18 protein-coding genes are annotated in these 17,910 nt (G+C 61.4%); 3 read left to right on the forward strand and 15 right to left on the reverse strand.

Annotated elements, in window-relative coordinates; all coding sequences use genetic code 11:
* Positions 1–209: 209 nt before the first annotated feature.
* On the forward strand, positions 210–1,199 hold the full coding sequence (locus tag FJ426_RS29030) for an NAD-dependent epimerase/dehydratase family protein (RefSeq protein ID WP_140825676.1): 990 nt from the start codon (positions 210–212) through the stop codon (positions 1,197–1,199).
* A gap of 337 nt (positions 1,200–1,536) precedes the next feature.
* On the opposite strand, the gene FJ426_RS32100 is transcribed toward FJ426_RS29030, so the two are convergent.
* The 15 genes from FJ426_RS32100 to cyoA all read right to left on the reverse strand — a co-directional run bounded on the left by FJ426_RS32100 (position 1,537) and on the right by cyoA (position 15,664).
* Complete coding sequence (locus FJ426_RS32100) at positions 1,537–1,662, reverse strand: hypothetical protein (RefSeq protein ID WP_263486168.1); 126 nt, start codon at positions 1,660–1,662, stop codon at positions 1,537–1,539.
* Between the two features lie 226 nt (positions 1,663–1,888).
* On the reverse strand, positions 1,889–2,275 hold the full coding sequence (locus FJ426_RS29035; RefSeq protein WP_226880554.1) for a c-type cytochrome: 387 nt from the start codon (positions 2,273–2,275) through the stop codon (positions 1,889–1,891).
* Between the two features lies 1 nt (position 2,276).
* Complete coding sequence (locus FJ426_RS29040; protein WP_140825677.1) at positions 2,277–3,155, reverse strand: cytochrome c oxidase assembly protein; 879 nt, start codon at positions 3,153–3,155, stop codon at positions 2,277–2,279.
* Complete coding sequence (locus FJ426_RS29045) at positions 3,152–3,493, reverse strand: hypothetical protein (RefSeq protein ID WP_140500656.1); 342 nt, start codon at positions 3,491–3,493, stop codon at positions 3,152–3,154. Before FJ426_RS29045 ends, FJ426_RS29040 begins: the two co-directional genes overlap by 4 nt.
* A gap of 1 nt (position 3,494) precedes the next feature.
* The gene (locus tag FJ426_RS29050; RefSeq protein WP_140500655.1) at positions 3,495–4,100 is read right to left on the reverse strand and encodes a cytochrome c oxidase subunit 3; all 606 of its coding nucleotides are present in this window, start codon (positions 4,098–4,100) and stop codon (positions 3,495–3,497) included.
* Entirely contained in the window at positions 4,097–6,067 is a 1,971-nt protein-coding gene (gene ctaD, locus FJ426_RS29055; RefSeq protein ID WP_140728355.1) for a cytochrome c oxidase subunit I, read from the reverse strand. The genes FJ426_RS29050 and ctaD overlap by 4 nt, the downstream gene beginning before the upstream one ends.
* A complete protein-coding gene (gene coxB, locus FJ426_RS29060) occupies positions 6,064–7,077 on the reverse strand; it encodes a cytochrome c oxidase subunit II (RefSeq protein ID WP_140728356.1) in 1,014 nt (337 codons plus the stop codon). The genes ctaD and coxB overlap by 4 nt, the downstream gene beginning before the upstream one ends.
* Positions 7,074–7,607 carry a c-type cytochrome gene (locus FJ426_RS29065; RefSeq protein ID WP_140500652.1) on the reverse strand — a complete coding sequence of 178 codons (534 nt, stop codon included), beginning with the start codon at positions 7,605–7,607 and terminating at the stop codon, positions 7,074–7,076. Before FJ426_RS29065 ends, coxB begins: the two co-directional genes overlap by 4 nt.
* The gene (locus FJ426_RS29070; protein ID WP_140728357.1) at positions 7,604–8,473 is read right to left on the reverse strand and encodes a substrate-binding domain-containing protein; all 870 of its coding nucleotides are present in this window, start codon (positions 8,471–8,473) and stop codon (positions 7,604–7,606) included. Before FJ426_RS29070 ends, FJ426_RS29065 begins: the two co-directional genes overlap by 4 nt.
* Complete coding sequence (locus FJ426_RS29075) at positions 8,454–10,214, reverse strand: methanol/ethanol family PQQ-dependent dehydrogenase (RefSeq protein ID WP_348640081.1); 1,761 nt, start codon at positions 10,212–10,214, stop codon at positions 8,454–8,456. The genes FJ426_RS29070 and FJ426_RS29075 overlap by 20 nt, the downstream gene beginning before the upstream one ends.
* 122 nt (positions 10,215–10,336) lie before the next feature.
* The gene (locus FJ426_RS29080; protein ID WP_224519043.1) at positions 10,337–11,059 is read right to left on the reverse strand and encodes a heme-binding protein; all 723 of its coding nucleotides are present in this window, start codon (positions 11,057–11,059) and stop codon (positions 10,337–10,339) included.
* 429 nt (positions 11,060–11,488) lie between these two features.
* The gene (gene cyoD / locus FJ426_RS29085) at positions 11,489–11,899 is read right to left on the reverse strand and encodes a cytochrome o ubiquinol oxidase subunit IV (RefSeq protein WP_140558713.1); all 411 of its coding nucleotides are present in this window, start codon (positions 11,897–11,899) and stop codon (positions 11,489–11,491) included.
* Positions 11,896–12,570, reverse strand: coding sequence for a cytochrome o ubiquinol oxidase subunit III (gene cyoC / locus FJ426_RS29090; protein WP_140500647.1), 675 nt, complete (start codon positions 12,568–12,570; stop codon positions 11,896–11,898). The genes cyoD and cyoC overlap by 4 nt, the downstream gene beginning before the upstream one ends.
* Positions 12,567–14,570, reverse strand: a complete 2,004-nt coding sequence (gene cyoB, locus FJ426_RS29095) for a cytochrome o ubiquinol oxidase subunit I (protein WP_181165253.1) — start codon at positions 14,568–14,570, stop codon at positions 12,567–12,569. Before cyoB ends, cyoC begins: the two co-directional genes overlap by 4 nt.
* A 2-nt stretch (positions 14,571–14,572) precedes the next feature.
* Positions 14,573–15,664 carry a ubiquinol oxidase subunit II gene (gene cyoA, locus FJ426_RS29100; RefSeq protein ID WP_348640075.1) on the reverse strand — a complete coding sequence of 364 codons (1,092 nt, stop codon included), beginning with the start codon at positions 15,662–15,664 and terminating at the stop codon, positions 14,573–14,575.
* A gap of 449 nt (positions 15,665–16,113) precedes the next feature.
* Here cyoA and FJ426_RS29105 point away from each other — a divergent pair, with 449 nt between their 5' ends.
* Positions 16,114–16,419, forward strand: a complete 306-nt coding sequence (locus tag FJ426_RS29105; RefSeq protein ID WP_140500644.1) for a preprotein translocase subunit YajC — start codon at positions 16,114–16,116, stop codon at positions 16,417–16,419.
* Between the two features lie 348 nt (positions 16,420–16,767).
* Positions 16,768–17,763, forward strand: a complete 996-nt coding sequence (locus tag FJ426_RS29110; protein ID WP_140559923.1) for a YihY/virulence factor BrkB family protein — start codon at positions 16,768–16,770, stop codon at positions 17,761–17,763.
* Positions 17,764–17,910 lie beyond the last annotated feature (147 nt).

Here is a 17,910-nt window from a genome sequence, read left to right on the forward strand (position 1 = left end):
TGTATGCACTGCACCGCTGGTGACAGGGTCCTTAAGATGTGCCATTGTCCAATGGGGTGGTACTATTTGCGCGGATTTGGGTTGTTCGGGCGATGCGCGTTGCGCGAACCATCATTGCGTGGAGGGAGTGACATCTCATTGGCAATTCAGACGGCTTGACGAGTCAGCGTTCATAGCTCCTGAGCAAGCTGCAAAGCTTTGGGTCGGAAATGAAAAGTGTTCTTGTCGCGGGAGCAGCCGGGTTCATCGGATCCCACCTGGTTGATCGACTGTTGTTAAGGCAAGAAATCAATCGAATTGTTGCTGTTGACAATTTCTGGACTGGTACTCGTGCCAATCTGGATCATATCGCCGACCCTCGCTTGGTCGTGGTAGATGTGGCTGTTGAAGATTTTCAGCAGGGGAGCCTTTTTGACGAGATCTATCATCTCGCCTCGCCTGCTTCGCCTCCCTGGTATATGCAAGATCCGGTACGAACCATCTCGGCCAACGTAATAGGAACTATGCGGCTTCTGACCCTTCTTCGCGCCGGGGGCCGTTTCTGTTTCACGTCCACGTCTGAGGTTTACGGCGATCCGCTGGTAACGCCGCAACCGGAAACTTACAGGGGCTCCGTTGATTGCACGGGGCCGCGTTCATCGTATGATGAAGGTAAGCGTTGCGCCGAGGCCCTGCTTTTTGAGAGTAACCGATTGAGCGGGCTCGACATTCGAGTTGCAAGATTGTTCAACGTCTACGGACCTAGGACACGACCTGACGATGGACGTGCAGTATCAAATTTCATCACGAATGCGCTGTTCGGCAAACCTATAATCGTTTTTGGCGACGGCTTGCAGTCGCGGAGTTGGGGATACGTCAGCGATATCGTGGACGGCCTAGAACAATTCTTCTGGGGGGAGGAGCATGGTTATATTGGTCCCCTGAACATCGGAAACGATCGTGAGATTTCCGTTATCGATGTTGCCCGTTACGTCGCAGGCTTGGTGCCAGGCACCAAAATCGTGCATGTTGATCCGATCCCCCAAGATCCGACGAACCGCTGCCCGGACTTAACTCTAGCGCGGAGGATCATCCCCGGCTGGGCCTGTCAAATACCTCTTGAAGAGGGTGTGCGCCTCACCCTGGGCTGGTTTCGCCGCCAGCAACAGAACGACTTGTCCAGTGTTTCCTCGGACTCGATGGTTGCCGCATCGGTGTGAGTGGGATCCGCCCCGATAAAATGTGACCGAAAAAGGGAGAAATGTGCTCGCCGCAATCCGGATTCTTCGACCAACGTCGCGGTATGCTCAACCGGCCAGTTCGATGCTGTGAACGCGCGCTTCCGCGCATCGTTCAGGGCCCACCAAAGGCGACATACAAGTGCGGAAGGCTCCTCCGCGGCAATGCATGCTCCCAGCAACTCCTCCAACGCGTGGTCGGCAACCTTATGGGTGTTCGAGCGGCGCGGATGGCCTCGGCGACGATTCCAGTTCGTGATGGTCACTCACATCTTGCGCTGGCAGGTAATAAAGCCCGTACGATCGGAAGGCTGGGCGATCAGAGGCAGTGGCATGTCTTGATCAGGAAGATTACTCCCACGGAGTAAGGCAGGGCTAAAAGCCCCAAGGCGATCCAGAAGCCGGGTTCGGCCATTGCGGCGAGATCTGACAGAAGTTGCTTCATGTCGCCTCAGTCCTCGCCCCTGATCGCTCCGCATCCGATCCACAAGGAAAGAGCCCGCTCTTGAGGGAGGGGGAAGCGGGCTCTTGGCTGGGGCTTATGACCCAGCAGCACGGCGGACTTGAATTTGTACTGCGCCGGCTGCTGTCCAAACCATAATCGGGCAGCTTTGTTCCCCGTCGTCGGCTATGGTCCTGGGCGCAGCCCGTGGTCCCGCCGAGGCGGCGGTCTATCTCAAAGCATAGAGATAGGCGGCGATGTCACGCGCTTGCTGCTCGGTGATGCCGGTGGAGGGCATGGCGGTGTGCGGATTGATGTCCCTTGCTGACCGTATCCAGTGGATCATGTTCTCCGGATTGTTAGCCAGCACACCGCCAACATAGATCCTGTCAGATAGACTGGCGTCCAGGCGTGGGCCGACGTGGCCTACCGCACCGGGTACACCGGTGATGGTGTGGCAGCCGGCGCAGCCATTCGCCAGCATGATCGGTATCGCACGTGCACCGACGCCGCCGGTAGCGGCATCCGCCTCTTGCTGCACCCGACGGGCTCGGTCGGCCCACAATGCGAGCGCGCCGCCCGCGACGACCAGCAGAATGCACACGGCGATGATCAATTTAGATGGGCCAGGGCGCATGCGCGACCTTCCTGGTTCCGCTCGTTGTTATCCAGAGGCCGGCCAGCAATAGCGCTGCCCCGCCATAGATAAGGCCGGCCGGGACCCACATAACGAGCCCGGCAAGCTGCTGGTCCTCGATCGGGCTTAAATTCCACACTGCCGCCCCGGCAGCATTCTCCGGGTACCAGAGCTTCGGCGATAGAAGAAGCAGGACGCCGAGCAGGCCGGTGTGCAGGGAGGTGAAGAAAAGATGCATCACGGCATTTCCATAGGTCTGCTGTTGGCTTGGGCGCGGCAGCAACGCCCACCAGAAGAGCAGGCCTGTGCTGAGGAAGCTCGCATGTTGGGCATAGTGCAGCACGCCATGCTCGAGCGCTGCCTCAAACAGGACCGGAATGTGCCACACCCATATCGCGATCCCGTGAACAATCGTTGCGGTGACAGGCCGGCTCGCAAAGGTCCAGAGCGCTCGCAGCGATTTGCCATGCCCAACCATACCCAGGGCACGCCGAAACGTTACGGGAAATGCCCACAGCAGAGCAGGGGCGGGGCAGGCGATGACCAGCAGCGGCGCCGCCACTGCCATCAGCAACTCGTGCTCGATCATGTGCGCGACAAACAGCCGCTCGCCGAGAGCATGGATCGGACTGACCAACGCTGCCGTCAGTACGCTCCAGCCGGCGGCAAACAGCAGCGCCTGACGCATCCGTAGCGGACGGCCGCGAGTGCTGCGGCGCCACAGCCGCATCGCACCGGCCATGTAGATGAGCGCGACGGCCGTCAGCGGGGCCGTGATGGGAAGCGCAAGTGTCCATCCGGCCTCGGGCGCGCCGGAGCCATAGCAGATCGAGGTGGAGAAGAGAGTGGCCAGGTTCATCGCAGACACTCGTCCAGGATAAGTGCGGCGCTTCCCTGCATGATGATGACCAGTGCAAACAGGAGAGCCGCCAGCATGCCGAGATCGGCGACGAAATGCTCGGTACCGCGCGTGCGTTCTGCTTTGAAAGCAGCGCCGCCTTGCCGCTTTGCCTGCCAGGACAGAGCACCGCCCAGAAGCGAGAACAAGGCCAGCAGCAACGCTAAGGGAAGCACGACCGGCACCTGGTGATTGCATTGCCAGGGAACCAGCGAGTAGTTCAGTTGCGTCGAGACCGCCCAAGCCAACGGGCCCGACAAAAGCCCACCCCAGGAAGTTCCCAACCGGACCGCGCGCATGTCAGCCGAGCCTCGGTACCCAGTAGATCAGCAGATAGATCGGAAGCCAGGTTGCGACCACGAAATCCCAATAGAAAACATTGTCGCCGACGTCGCCGAAGCGTCGCCCGCTATAGCCATGGCGCGTGAACATCAGCACCGTCAGCACGATCGTATCGCCGACATCTGTTATCAGATGCGTGGTGTGGAGCCCGAGCAGCACCCAAAGCATCGAGCCGTAGGCGTTCGTATCCCAGTAAACGTTCAAGGCCGGAAACTCGAACCAGCGCACAAGGAGCGGGGCGAGGCCGAGCAGCGACATGACAACCAGTCCGATCCGCACCGGCACGATGGCGCATTGCTTGGCATACCGATCGAGGATGTGGTTCGGCACCAGGCTGGCGATCAGCAGCAGCGTGACGATCGTTCCTGGCCAATGGTTCGGCTGCGGTGCACTCAACGGCCATTCAGGCCAAGAGACCGCCAAGTAGAGATAGGCGGCTGCGGCGAGCGCAAAGCCGGTGCCCTCCAGAGCCATGAAAGCGAGCGTGCCCCACCAGGTCGGGCTGCGCGGACCATGCCCAAAGGTGGGGAGACCGGAAACATCTGTGACGGGACGCTCGTTCATTCCTCGTCCTCCGGATCACCTTTTGGCCAGAACCAGCCGATCAAGGTGACGGCGATTGGCAGGGCGCCCCACACGATGGCCCAGGGGGTGAAGATCGAATAGAGAAACGTGCCGCCTACGGCGAACGCTGCAAAGAGCGGCCAGATCGACGGTGTCGCCGATTTCTCGCGAATGTCGGGATGGGCTTCAGCGACTGTCGAGACCAGCAGCTCGCGCGCGTCGACGCGAAGCCCGGTCGCTACGGGAAGAGCGTCGCGCTCGGCCCAGAGTGGCTCCGCGTTGGTGACGACCGGAATGCGCGCGAAATTATAGCTCGGCGGCGGCGAGGGCGTTGCCCATTCCAGGGTGCCGGCCTCCCAGGGATTGTTGCCTGCCGCTGCGCCTTTCAACGCGCCATGCACAAGATTGAAGGTGAACAGGACGAAACTCAGGAAGAAGACCACCGCGCCTGCTGTTATGAACAGGTTGATGTTCCCCCAGCCAAGCTCGGCCGGATAGGTGTAGACCCGTCGCGGCATGCCCCACAGCCCCACGATGTGCATCGGGAAAAAGGCGGCGTTGAAGCCAATGAAGGCCAGCCAGAAATGCAAGCGGCCCAGGCGCTCGCTCATCATTCGGCCGGTGATTTTAGGAAACCAGAAATAGGCCGCACCCAGCAGCGGGAATACCGATCCGCCGATCAGCACATAGTGGAAATGCGCGACGACGAAGTAGGTGTCGTGCACCTGCAGATCCAGCGGCACGGAGGCCAGCATGACGCCGGTGAGACCGCCGATGACGAAGATGAAGAAGAAGCCGAACACGAACAACATTGGCGTGCGGATCACCGGTCTGCCGTCCCACATCGTTGCCAGCCAGCAGAAGATCTGTACGCCGTTGGGAATAGCGATCATCATGCTGGAAGCGGTGAAGAAGCTGGCGCCGAGCTTGGGCAGGCCTGTCGCGAACATATGGTGGACCCACAGGCCAAAGGACAGGAAGCCGACCGCGATCAACGACAGAACCATGCCGAGATGGCCGAACACCGGTCGGCGGGCGAAAGCCGGGATGATCGAGGAGACCATGCCGGTCGCCGGCAGGAAGATGATGTAGACCTCGGGGTGACCGAAGAACCAGAACAGATGCTGGAACAGCAAGGCATCACCGCCTTCGGCCGGGTTGAAGATGTGTGTGCCGACCAGCCTGTCGAGGATCAGGAATGTCGAGGTGATCATCACCGCCGGCATTGCGAAGACGACGACAAAGGAGGTGACCAGCATCGCCCAGACGTATAGCGGGATCTTGTCCAGCGACATGCCGGGAGCACGCTGCTTCAAGATCGTGACGATCGTCGCCACTGCCACAGCCAGTGAAGACACCTCGGTATAGGTAATCATCTGCGCCCAGACGTCGGCGCGCTTGCCAGGGGCGAATTCGGGACCGGACAGCGGCACATAGGCGAACCAGCCGACGTCCGGCGCCATGTTGAGAGCGAAAGACACCCAGGCGAACAGGCCGCCCGAAACATAGACCCAGTAACTGAACGCATTCAGCCGCGGAAACGCAATGTTGCGGGTGCCGACCATCAGCGGCACGAGATAAATGCCGGTCGCCTGCACGATCGGTACCGCGAACAGGAACATCATCGTGACGCCGTGCATGGTAAACAGCTGGTTGTAGAGGTCCGGCCCGATCAGCCCACGCTGTGGTCCCGAGAGCTGAACACGCATAGCCACTGCGTTGAGCCCGCCCAGACACAGAAAGACAAAGGCAGTGATCAGATAGCGCCTGGCGATCACCTTGTGGTCGACGCTCGACAGCGCGCCGATGATGCCCGGGGGCGTACGCCAGGTGCGCTCCAGCCACCGCTGGAGATCGGCTTGCTCCATGCCGGTATCGCGCGGTCCGTCATGCTCGGGAGCGAGATCTCCCTTTGCTTGCGCCTCCGCCCGCAGGTCACGTCCGCTCGTCAGGTCGGCGCTGGTCATTTCAGCCCCTCGAGGTAGGCAATGATGGCATTGAGCTCGTCGCCATTGAGAGCCGTTACAGGCATGTGGGAGCCGGGCTTGATGCCTTGCGGGTCGGTGATCCAAGCGGCGAGATTGCCGCGGCTCATCGTCAGCGTTCCGGCTGCGAGAGTTTGCCGGCTGGCTATATGGGTAAGATCGGGCGCTACCGTGCCGCCTGCGGGTGTGCCGCCGATCCTGTGGCACATCACGCAGGGCCGCTGGAGGAAAAGATCCGCGCCGGCCTTGGCTTCGGCATTGGTCGGAGCGGCGGCAGGCCGCAACTGGTCGTCCAGCCAGGCATCGAACTGCGGCCGCGGCTCGGCAATGATGAAGGTGCCCATGTTGGCGTGCTGCGCGCCGCAGAACTCAGCACATTGACCACGATAGACGCCTGGCTTGTCAGCCCTGATGTCCAGCACATTCATATGTCCGGGGATGAGGTCGAGCTTGCCGGCAAGGCTCGGCACCCAGAAGGAGTGGATTACGTCTGTTGAACTCAAAAGAAGCCGAACCGGCTCGCCGGCCGGAATATGGATCTCGTTCGCCGTCGTCAGGATGCGGCTTGGCTGAGCATTCTCGTAGCGCACTTCCCACCACCATTGGTGGCCGGTCACGCGGACCGTCAGCGCCTCGTCCGATCCGATCCCGGCAAGGGTCCGGTTGGCGAAGAAGCTCAGCAGGGTCAGCCCAATTAGGATCGCCGCAGTCACCCCAACCGCGGTCAAGACCACGCGCATTTTGCGATGTTCGGAAGCGAGGTCGAGCACGAGCGGATCTTTTCCTGTTCGAACTCGCTGGAACAGGGTGGCGACCAGCACGACCATCACCAGCATCCACACGGCCGCGCACAGGGCAGTGAAAAACCAGATCAACCAGGCGAGCTCGCCCGCGGCCGGGCCTTTCGGATCGAGAGCGGACTGCCAGCCGCTGCAACCTGAAAGCGCCAGGAGAGCGGCTGCGCAACTCGCTTTGGGAAAAAATCGTTTCACGGCGATTTCCCCAGCGTCGCGGCATCGGGGAGGCGATTTTCCGACGGATGGACCATCATGTCGTCGTTACGCTGCGGTGCGGCGGAGGAGGGGGCGTTGCCGCTCAGCGAACGTACGAAGGCTGCAAGCTCCCAAATCTGATCATCGGGTATCTTGTTTCGGAAGCTAGGCATGCCGTTAGGCCGCCCGTCCCGGATCGTTGCGTGGATACTCTCGATCGAGCTGCCGTAAACCCACTTCTCATCCATCAGCGCCGGTCCCATGCCGCCGCCGCCATTGGCATGGCACCCCGAGCAATTGAACCAGCTGAACAGGCGCTTGCCCTCGCTGAGATGAAAGGCGTTGGCCTCGAAGCTGGCAGCCTTGTTGTCGCTCGGGAGCGGCCTTTGGCCGCCTGGCTCCAGCGCAGTCACCGGCGTTGGCTGTTGGCCGGACCCAAGGGCCGATTGCGGACGTGTGTCGCGCTCTTCCCGCTGGCAAGCGGCAAGGGCCAGCATCGCCGACAAGAGCACGGTGAGGTTCCGCCTCATCGGTCCGCGCTCCCGCCGGTATCAAGGCGCGGCACACCGTATCGGGCCAGGGTCGCGTCGATCTCAGCCTTGTGCTTGGCAAGGGCTGCATCCACTTCGTCGCGCAGCGCGTCGTCCCCGCGTCGGACGCCCATGGAGATGTCGTAGACCATTGGCAATTGAGGCCCGTCGATTCGAGGTGTCACGGGCGTGATGCGCAGCGGTGTCTTCTGCTTGGCGGCGAAATAACCGGCGAGCGGGCCCCAGACGACGGCAACATCGATCTCGCCGCTGGCCACCGCCTCGACAATGCGCGCGGGCGGGTTGGGAGCCGAATAGTCGCCATAGACTGGATAGCCGACGAGATGACCGACAATGCCGCGGCGGCCGAGTGCCTGGGCCGGTGGGGAGTTGGCCCCGTCATCGCCGATGAGCTGCACGCCGATGCGCAGAGTGCGCAGGCGTGGATCGTTGAAAGACGTGATCTCGGGACTGTCCCGCCGCGTCACGAAGACATAGGTCGAGCGGTAATAGGGAGCGGTGGCGCGGAGAATTTCGAGATTGGCGGGAGTGCCAGGTATGAGATCGCACAGGCCTGCCTTGAGCGTGTTGCGAACGAAACCGCGGCGTTGGGCCCACCAGGTATAGGAAAGTCTTGCATCCAGCTCTTTGGCGATGATCTGGGCAATCTTGTTTTCGAAGCCCTGTCCAGCGGCGTTGGAAAACGGCATGTTGTTAGGGTCGGCACATACCTTGAGTTCACGTGCGTCGGCGGCAACCGCGAAGAGCAGCGAGGCAAACGCTACCACCGCGACCACAAGACGCCCGTTCGCCTCGCGTCTTCGAACTGCCTTCAACTCGAAAGCATCAGGGGAGCCGGAACACATAGAGCGTGCCTCCCGCCGTGGTCGCGTTCTTCAGGTCTTTCATCGCATTGACGAAGCCGAGCGCGGCGGTAGCGTCGCGCGGGTCGAGGTCGCCCGATACGATCGCGCCGGCCCAACCGCCGACGCCCGACAGGATCGCGACGTATTGGTGCCCGTCGGGGCCGCGATAGGTGACCGGCTGGCCGATGATCCCGGACGAGGTCTTGAACTGCCAAAGCAATTCCCCTGTCCTTGCGCTCACAGCTTTGAACCAGCCCTCCATTGTGCCGTAGAACACGACGTTGCCGGCGGTGGCGACCGCGCCACTCCACACCGGAAAATTCTCTTTAAGGTTCCAAGCTGGCTTTGCGGCCGCGATGTCCCAGGCGGTGAAGGCACCGCGGTTGCCACCCGGGCCCGGGATCATGCGCACATTCATGCCGACATAGGGGGTGCCGGCGATGTAGTTCACCTCGAGGCCTTCTTCGTCCATGCACAGATTGTTGTGTGGGATGTAGAGCAGTCCTGTCTTCGGCGAGAACGCAGATGGCTGCCAATCCTTGAGCCCGGATGCTGTCGGGCAGATATCCCGGATCACCCTGCCGGTGCCGGTTTTCTTGTCCGGGTTTTCGATCAGGCGCCCGGTTTTCAGATCGACGCCCTTGCTGGAATTGACGACCCCATAGGGTGTCGCTGACAGGACTTCCCCGGTGGTCCGATCCAGAATGTAGAGATAGCCGTTGCGCTCCGGGCGGACGAGCACTTTGCGCGGCTTACCCTGCCAATTCATATCGAGCAGGATCTGCTCGTTGATGCCGTCGTAGTCGTGCAGGTCGTGCGGGCTCCATTGGTAGAACCATTTCGCGGCTCCGGTATCGGGATCGCGCGCGAAAATCCCGGAGGTCCATTTGTTGTCGCCGGGCCGAAGGTCCGGATTCCACGGCCCTGGATTGCCGGTCCCGTGATAGATCAAGTTGAGGTCCGGATCGTAAGAGATCCAGCCCCACATGTTGCCGCCGCCGATCTTCCAGGCTTCCGGCGGCCATGTGGTCACGCCAAGGTCCTTGCCCCTGTCCATGTCGTAATGCGGCTTGAAATCCGGCCCGATCAGCACGTCCTTGTCCGGTCCGGTGCCGTAAGCCGTCCAGACGACATGTCCGTCGCCCGCGTCCAGCGCCTTGACCCAGCCGCGCACACCCATCTCGCCGCCGGAATTGCCGACCAGCACTTTGCCCTTCACCACAAGCGGCGCCATGGTTATGGTCTCGCCGATATTGATGTTGCCGACATGCGCGTTCCAGACCGGTTGGCCAGTGGCGGCATCCAGCGCGATCGTGTGACCATCCAGCGTGTTGAAGAAGAGGCGCCCGTCGGCGAAGACCGCACCGCGGTTGACCACGTCGCAGCAGGCAACGCCCTGCGCGGCAGGCTCAGGATTTGGCTCGTACTTCCATTTCATCGGCGCGCCCGGTTTGGAAAGATCGAGCGCGTAGACGATGTTTGGAAAAGGTGTCACGATATACATCGTGTTGCCGACGACGAGTGGCGCCGCTTCCTGACCCTTGTTCACTCCGGTCGAAAAAGTGAAGGCAACTTGAAGGTTCTTGACATTGTCCTCGTTAATGTCCGCCAGTTCGCTGTAGCGCGTCGAGGCATAATTCTTAGCCGGCATTGTCCATTGGCCGTCATCAGGTGGCGCGGCCGCGGCGGGCGGTGTGATGGCAGGTGTCACCGCGGACTGCGCGGCCGCGGCGTTCAGCAATGAGCAGCCTGCGGCCAGCACCAGCCACTTCAACGGCCTAAAGTCGAAACCGCGGCCCCTTTCCGCTCCTCGGCCGTCTGGTGTCGCAGATGCGTATTTCCCCGCCACTTTCAGAGATCCCCTCATTTGCGGATCGAACCTCCCACTCCGGCGCCGAGTTCGGCCGCGACGTCCGCCTCGGTTCCCGCGCACAACGGATGACCCCAGCCGGAGGCGCTCTTTCCGCCAGGATCGAGATCGTAGACGATGGCGTCCTTGGCGTTGGGGTTGACGCCCGCCGGAACCTTGTCCAGGCCCAGGGCCGCACGCAGGCGCCAAGCGACATTGTGATCGGCGCAGGAGGAGTCGCCGCTGATGCCAAGCCCGCCGACAATCGTTTTGCCGTCGTAGAGAGCAAGGCCGCCGCCAAATGCCACGACGCCGCCGATCGGCTTGCCAATCAGCGGATCGCTCGCACTCCCAAAGGTCTTGCTGTCGCCGGCATAAGCGGCTGCCTGGTTGACAGGATTGGTAAGCTGCAAGCCGAACAAGGGGCCACCCGGCTGAACAGAAGCATATAGATTCGCCGTCGAGAGAGCCATCTGGGCAACGCTGAGCCCGTTGGCCGTGCTGGCCTTTTCGGCTGCGATCAGCCGGCTGCCGGGCCACTGCGCATCGCTGGTGGGGCCGCTGAAAGCAACGGCGCAAACTGTCCCGTCACGCGTAACGATCGCCGCCCATTCATTGGTCTCGAAGCCGCCATTGGCGGGGCCTCCGCTTGCTTTGACGTTTGCCTTGAGGGCAGCCAGGAGCTTGGCGTGGTCGGCGGGGCAGGGTAGCTGTGCCCAGGCCCTGCTTTGCAGCAATGCACAATTAACGAGTACCAGGAGGCTGAAAGCCAGGGAGGAAAGCTGTGGGCGACCCATGATCCGGAGCATTCGTTGAACACAATGTGGAAAGTGGGAGCGCTCACAGAGCAAGGAATCCTCGCCAGATCCCTTGGCAAACTGAGCTATGTTCCCACGCTTTCAATGGAACTCGGACGAGGCCCCTATGTTCCTAGTTCCTGAAATTATGATGGAAGGCACAGACGTTGCGACCATGGGCAGCAGTTCACTCTGCTGCCGACCGTGAGCGGGCCGATATAGACATTGCCGGGCCAAACAGCTCGACTAGTTCCTCACGGCTCTTCGCACCTATGGATTTTCGACGCCTGAAAGTGCGGACGCTATGCGCAAGGTAACCGAACCGATGGACAGGCGGTTTTGCGCCCAGGCCACAGACCTGGAACAGCGTTATGGCATCATGTGAGCCTGATGCGCATCCATCGCTCCCATGTTCTGGCTGAGATGGTTCATGATCCACACCGAGCCCAAAACGACCAAGGTCACGATCAGCACACCGAAAGCGAGCGCGAGCACGTTGTTGGTGTTGTCAGGTCCTGTCGTCAGGTGCAGGAAAAAGACGAGATGGACGCCCATTTGTGCGATGGCAAGCACCGTCAGGGCCGAGATCACGGCCGGCTGGTAAATTAGATCGGTTTGTGCCGCAATGAAGGACGCCACTGACAACAGGATTGCCAGGCCAAAGCCCAGCAGATAGCCGGAAAGGCCTCCCGCCACCTCGTGTTCCTCGCTGCGTTCTTCGCCTGGTGCGGAATCGCGGCGGTCAAGCATGTCCTCGTGCCGGCTGTCCATTTCGCTCATGATGACGCTCCCAGCAGATAGACCAGGGTGAAGATGGCGATCCAGATAATGTCCAGCGCGTGCCAGAACAGGCTGAAGCAGTGAAGCCGGCGCAATATGTCGGGACGAAAGCCTTTTATCCAGAGCTGCGCCATCATGGTGCCGAGCCAAAGCAGGCCAAGTCCAACATGGGTTCCGTGGCAGCCCACAAGGGCGAAGAACGCGGACAGGAAGGCGCTGCGTGATGGGCCCGCCTGCTCATTCACCATGGCCGCGAATTCCTGCACCTCCAGGAACAGGAAGGCTGCACCAAGCAGGCCGGTCACCAGCAACCAGAACTGGGTGGCGGCCATTGACCGGCGGTGGGTCGCGAGCATCGCAAGGCCGCCGGTGAAGCTCGAGGTGAGCAGCAGCGCCGTCTGTGCCGCGACGCGCGTCAACTCAAACAGCTCCTTGCCTGTTGGCCCGCCCGCCGCCGAATTGGACAGGACGGCATACGCGGCGAAGAAAGCCGAGAACATTATGATGTCCGACAACAGGAAGATCCAAAAGCCGTAGGCAACCGTGACGAACTTCGAGGCCGGGCCTCCCTCGCCGTGGCCGGTCGCCGAGAACACGTGATGGCCATGCCCTGCGGTGCGGCCCAGCCGGTAGGGATCGCGCGTTGCGGTGCCGGCGGGGATGTCGCTCATGCCACACGCTCGCGTCTACGCATCCAGGCACGCTGGGCTGCCTTGCGGTCAAGATCGATGCGGCCGACCTCGTCGGCAGGGATCTCGTAATCGCCATGCTCGCGCCAGGCGAATACAACGAAGGTGGCATAGGCCCCGATGAAGCCGACAATCGCCAACCACCAGATGTGCCAGATGAGCGCGAAGCCAATCAGAGTGCTGAAGAAGGCGGTGACGAAGCCTGTGGGGCTATTACGCGGCATCTCGATCGCCTCGTAGTCCTCTTCGGTCTCCTGACTCTGCTCGTCCATTGCCCTTTGCTTGATGGTCCAGTAGGGCTCCTCGTTTTCGACATGCGGCAGCCGCGCGTAGTTGAAGACGGGCGGCGGCGAGGATGTCGACCATTCCAGCGAGCGCCCGTCCCAAGGGTCGCCGGTCTCGTCGCGCAACTCGTCGCGATGCCTGATCGAGACGACAAGCTGCGTGACCTGGCATGCGGCGCCGACGATCATCACCACGATTCCGAAGGCCGCCACGACAAGCCACGGCGCCCACATATCCATGTCGATATGCTGAAGGCGGCGGGTCATGCCGAGAAGGCCGACGATATAGAGTGGCACGAACACCAGAATGTAGCCGGCAAGCGTGACCCAGAACGCCGCCTTGCCCCAACCTTCATGCAGCCGGAACCCGAAGGCTTTCGGGAACCAGTAGGTGAAGCCGGCAAAGGCCGCGAACAGCACGCCCGAGATGATGACGTTGTGAAAATGCGCCACGAGAAAGAGCGAATTGTGCAGCATGAAATCGGCCGGCGGAACGGCGAGCAGCACGCCGGTCATGCCGCCGATGATGAAAGTGGTGACAAAGCCTAGCGCCCACAGCATTGGTGTTTCGAAGCGCACGCGCCCGCCATACATGGTGAAGAGCCAGTTGTAGATCTTGACCCCGGTGCCGACGGCGATAACCGAGGTGGCGATGCCGAAAGCCGCATTGACATCAGCGCCGGCGCCCATGGTGAAGAAGTGGTGCAGCCAGACCATGAAGGAGACGATGCAGATGAACATCGTCGCCGCAACCATCGAACGATAGCCGAACAGCGGTTTCGACGAGAAGGTCGAGAAGATCTCCGAATAGATCCCGAAGGCGGGAAGCACGAGGATGTAGACCTCGGGGTGACCCCAGGCCCAGATGAGATTGACGAACATCATCTGGTTACCGCCGGCTTCGTTGGTGAAAAAATGGAAGCCGAGATAACGGTCGAGGGTTAGCATGGCGAGGGTTGCGGTAAGGATAGGGAATGCGGCGACGATGAGCATGTTGGAGGCAAGCGAGGTCCAGCAGAACATCGGCATGCGCAGATAGCCCATGCCTGGCGCGCGCATCTTGAGGATGGTGGTCGCCAGGTTGACGCCCGTGAGCAGGGTGCCGACGCCGGAGATCTGGATCGACCACAAATAATAATCGACGCCGACGCCTGGCGAGTAGGTCGTCTCCGACAGCGGTGCATAAGGTAGCCACCCGGTGCGCGCGAACTCGCCGACGACGAGCGAAATGTTGACGAGCAGCGCGCCGGTCGCGGTCAGCCAGAAGCTCACTGAGTTCAGCGTCGGGAAGGCGACGTCGCGGATGCCGAGCTGCAGCGGGATGACGAAATTCATCAGCCCAATGACAAAGGGCATCGCGGCGAAGAAGATCATGATCGTGCCGTGGGCCGAAAAGACCTGGTCGTAGTGCTCCGGCGGCAGGTATCCCGGCCCGTGGATGGCGAGCACCTGCTGGGTGCGCATCATGACGGCGTCAACGAAGCCGCGCAGAAGCATCAGCGCCGCCAGCACGATATACATGACGCCGATCCGCTTGTGGTCGACGGAGGTTATCCACTCATGCCAAAGGTAGGGCCAGTAGCCTTTGATCGTTACCCAGATCAGAACGGCGGCGGCGGCCAGGAAGACGATCAGGGCCGCGCCGAGCGGAATAGGCTGGTCAAAGGGAACGGCCGACCAGTCGAGCTTGCCGAGCATCGTCATCCTCCTTCATCGTGCTGGTGAGCCATGGGCGGCGCTCCCGCCTTGGGCTCAGCTTTCGGGCTCACCTGCGGCTCTCCGGCGGCGGTTCCAGCAGGTCCCGGCCCCGGAGGTAGCGTCTGGTGCACGACCGCATCGAACAAGCCCGGCTGCACATGGCCGAACGAGGATGCCGGCGCGTTGATGCTTTGCCTGGCAAGCTGGCGATAGGCGCTGGCGTTGAGCACGCCGCCTCCGCCATGCAAGGAGGAGGCCCAACTGGCGAAGGCGTCAGCCGAGATTGCCCTGACACGGAAATTCATGTCCGAAAAGCCATCGCCACTGAAATGCGCCGACAGGCCGAAGTACTCGCCCTCGCGATCAGCCTGCAGGTTGACCTCGGTCTGCATGCCGTTCATGGCATAGACCATGCTGCCGAGCTGGGGCACAAAGAAGGTGTTCATGACGCTGGCCGAGGTCAATCTGAAACGCACCGGCATGCCGGTTGGAATAATCAGCTGGTTGACCGTTCCGACACCTTGATCGGGATAGAGGAACAGCCACTTCCAGTCGAGCGCCACGACTTGGATTTCGAGTGGCGGCCGGCTGGAGTCGATCGGCTTGCGAGGATCGAGATGGTACGATCCATAATAGATCAAGCCACCGAGGAAGAGGATGGTCAGCGTCGGAATCGACCAGACGATGAGCTCGATCCGGCCGGAATAGGTGAACTCTGGATCATACCGAGCCCTGCGGTTCGAGGCACGGAATATCCAGGCGAAGGCAAGCAGCGCGACCAGCGTCGGAATGACGATGACCAGCATGACGGCCAGTGAGTTCAGGAGGATCGTGCGGTTCCCCGCGCCGACCGGTCCCTGCGGGTCGAGCACGCCTCCCGCGCAACCCGACAGGGTTACCGCCGCGAAAATCCAGAGAAGCGATAGGCCTCGACTACAACGGTGTAACACTGGAAAACATCTTAGCCAGCCGCCGTCCCGGGGATGAGTACCTGCATAACTGAGGCGCGGGCTGCTTGTTCCGCAAAGATGCGCTTTTGTCTCCAACGGCGAAGGGCGCTGCATCGAGATGACGGAGCGTCTCGCGCGCCCCATGCTCCGATCTCAACTTGTTCTACGTCAGCGTTACGGCAAGCTGGCGCCCGTGTGGTCGGCCTGCCTTGTCGGCCACGCAATTCGCCTCAACATTTCGCGAAAAGAGACTGCGCCTAACGTGCTGCAGGCTGGATGCTTCTCCTGCGGGAACGGACAGCAAATGTCCAACTCGGGGGTACCGCCGGTGCTACGGCGAACGCGAGCCCTACAAGATGCAACCCAACCTCGGGCGAGACGCCGTTGCGCGCTGGGACGTTTCGCGATCACGCAATATCGGTTGGCTTGGCTCTTAAAGGTTCCGCCCCCGTGTGCTCCTCCCCGGCGAGCTGTTGAGCCCGCGGCTCGCGATCCGCGTCGGCACGTCTCCGATTGCCTGCTATGTAGGTGCGATTTCAGGCAACCAACTCGAGCTGCCAGCATTGATTTGGGATAGTCTCGGGAGAAATGCCATGCTGCAATTCAACCTGCCTCGAGAAGTTGCAATCGGTGATGAAGTTGCCCTGACGAGTACGGTCATGGACATGCTTCCCAGTGGGCGCGCCAGGGTGAGCATCCCCTCCTATGATCGTCCTTATGCGATCGATGCGCCCCCCAGAACTCACGTCGGAGACAAAGTCGTTCTTGTTGGGGACGTCACTCGGGTCGATCCTGAAACCAACAAGCTGAGCGTACGAATTGACTGTGGCGGGGTGGTTACCGTCCACAAATCGGCAATCATAAGGCTCAAGAAAAATTGCGCGGCCCGAAATGGCTGACGCATCACCCTGCGACGTAAGGCTGGCCAACGAGGCCGAGCTCGCGGGATGGGATTATCCACGCCATCTCACCGCGCCAGCCTTACCGACGGGCTGCGCTCGATGAAGCTTGACCTCATCGGCGAGGTGGCCGAACTCGCGCGTTATATCGGCTACTGGAAGCCCTATGCGACGAGCCATGAAGGGCTTGACGCCAACCGTGCAATCCAGACCGGGGGTCCGCAACGCGGTGTTGGCACTGGCGGAAGCGGCCAAAAAACGGCGTGCAGGGCAGTTTCCACCGATCGTGACATCAATCGGGACAGGCCACGACGCTCCGCGTCCGATATGGCGTGACGGATGAGGGAGATGCCACACTGGGTTCGCGGTGCCTGGATTCTTTTGAAGGATGCCGTCACCGGCTTCATCAACGACAATGCGTTGAGCCACGGGGCAGCGGTGGCTTTCTACGCCACGACATCGCTGGCGCCGATCCTTCTGATCGTCGTGGCGGTCGCTGGTCTGGCGGTGGGCAAGGATGCGGCCCAGCTCGCCCTGTCAGCGGAGATATCCGGCGCGATGGGCGCGCAGAGTGCCGATCTGCTCAAGGCGACGATCGAGACGGCTTCGCACCGATGGTCCGGGACGCTTGCCACGCTCATCGGATTGGTGACGCTTTTCTTCACTGCCTCCGGTGTTTTCGGTGAGATGCAACAGTCGTTGAACGAGATCTGGAAGGTAAAAGCCGACGGCCTGTCGCTTTCGCGCCTGGTGCGGGCGCGCGCGGCAAGCCTCGGCCTGGTTGCCGCGTTGGGCTTCATGCTGCTGGTATCGCTGGCGGCAAGCGCAGCGATCACCGCGCTGAGCGATGTCATCAATCACCACCTGCCGTTCGGCGAACTGGTGCTCAGCACGGTCAACACGGTTGTCTCTTTCTTGCTAATTGGGCTGCTCTTCGCAGCGATCTACAAGGTCCTGCCGGATCGCACGCTCAAATGGCGCGATGTTGCCGTCGGTTCGGTGGTTACTGCGTTGCTGTTCACCATCGGCAAGTCGCTGATCGGCTGGTATATCGGCACCAGCGCGATAGCGACTTCCTACGGAGCGGCAGGCGCGCTTATGGTGGTGCTGCTTTGGGTCTATTATTCAGCGCAGATATTCCTGTTCGGTGCAGAAATTACGCGCGCTTACTCGGTCAGGCGCGGAAGCCGGCCAGACCTTGCGCCGGTAGTGGCGTTGAGCGGCGACAAGATAGACACGCCGCGCCGGCCTGAGGTGCATGACGGCGAGATCGCCGCATGGATTGTGGTAAGCAGCCTGATCACCGCGCTGCTCTCGCATTTGTCGCGGCGAAAGCAGGATTGACGCCGCGCGGGGGCACCGTTGGCATGGAAAGCCGCACCATCCGTGATGCGATCGCGTGCGTCGATGCTGATCAGGCGGGCGGAACGGAACGATCCGGCTGACGTTTGTGCCAAGGATCGGCGCGACAGGAGGACTGCATGGCGGCCC

Origin of the sequence: Mesorhizobium sp. B2-6-4 (assembly GCF_006441495.1) — a bacterium.
Lineage (GTDB): Bacteria > Pseudomonadota > Alphaproteobacteria > Rhizobiales > Rhizobiaceae > Mesorhizobium.

Coding starts and splice junctions, on each gene's coding strand:
- FJ426_RS29030 (WP_140825676.1), top strand. CDS start 210: ATGAAAAGTGTTCTTGTCGCGGGAGCAGCCGGGTTCATCGGATCCCAC.
- FJ426_RS29045 (WP_140500656.1), bottom strand. CDS start 3,493: ATGCGCGCGGTCCGGTTGGGAACTTCCTGGGGTGGGCTTTTGTCGGGC.
- cyoD (WP_140558713.1), bottom strand. CDS start 11,899: ATGAGCGAAATGGACAGCCGGCACGAGGACATGCTTGACCGCCGCGAT.
- FJ426_RS29065 (WP_140500652.1), bottom strand. CDS start 7,607: ATGAGGCGGAACCTCACCGTGCTCTTGTCGGCGATGCTGGCCCTTGCC.
- FJ426_RS29110 (WP_140559923.1), top strand. CDS start 16,768: ATGCCACACTGGGTTCGCGGTGCCTGGATTCTTTTGAAGGATGCCGTC.
- FJ426_RS29050 (WP_140500655.1), bottom strand. CDS start 4,100: ATGAACGAGCGTCCCGTCACAGATGTTTCCGGTCTCCCCACCTTTGGG.
- ctaD (WP_140728355.1), bottom strand. CDS start 6,067: ATGACCAGCGCCGACCTGACGAGCGGACGTGACCTGCGGGCGGAGGCG.
- FJ426_RS29070 (WP_140728357.1), bottom strand. CDS start 8,473: ATGTGTTCCGGCTCCCCTGATGCTTTCGAGTTGAAGGCAGTTCGAAGA.
- cyoB (WP_181165253.1), bottom strand. CDS start 14,570: ATGCTCGGCAAGCTCGACTGGTCGGCCGTTCCCTTTGACCAGCCTATT.
- FJ426_RS29105 (WP_140500644.1), top strand. CDS start 16,114: ATGCTGCAATTCAACCTGCCTCGAGAAGTTGCAATCGGTGATGAAGTT.
- cyoA (WP_348640075.1), bottom strand. CDS start 15,664: ATGGGGCGCGCGAGACGCTCCGTCATCTCGATGCAGCGCCCTTCGCCG.
- FJ426_RS32100 (WP_263486168.1), bottom strand. CDS start 1,662: ATGAAGCAACTTCTGTCAGATCTCGCCGCAATGGCCGAACCCGGCTTC.
- FJ426_RS29040 (WP_140825677.1), bottom strand. CDS start 3,155: ATGAACCTGGCCACTCTCTTCTCCACCTCGATCTGCTATGGCTCCGGC.
- cyoC (WP_140500647.1), bottom strand. CDS start 12,570: ATGAGCGACATCCCCGCCGGCACCGCAACGCGCGATCCCTACCGGCTG.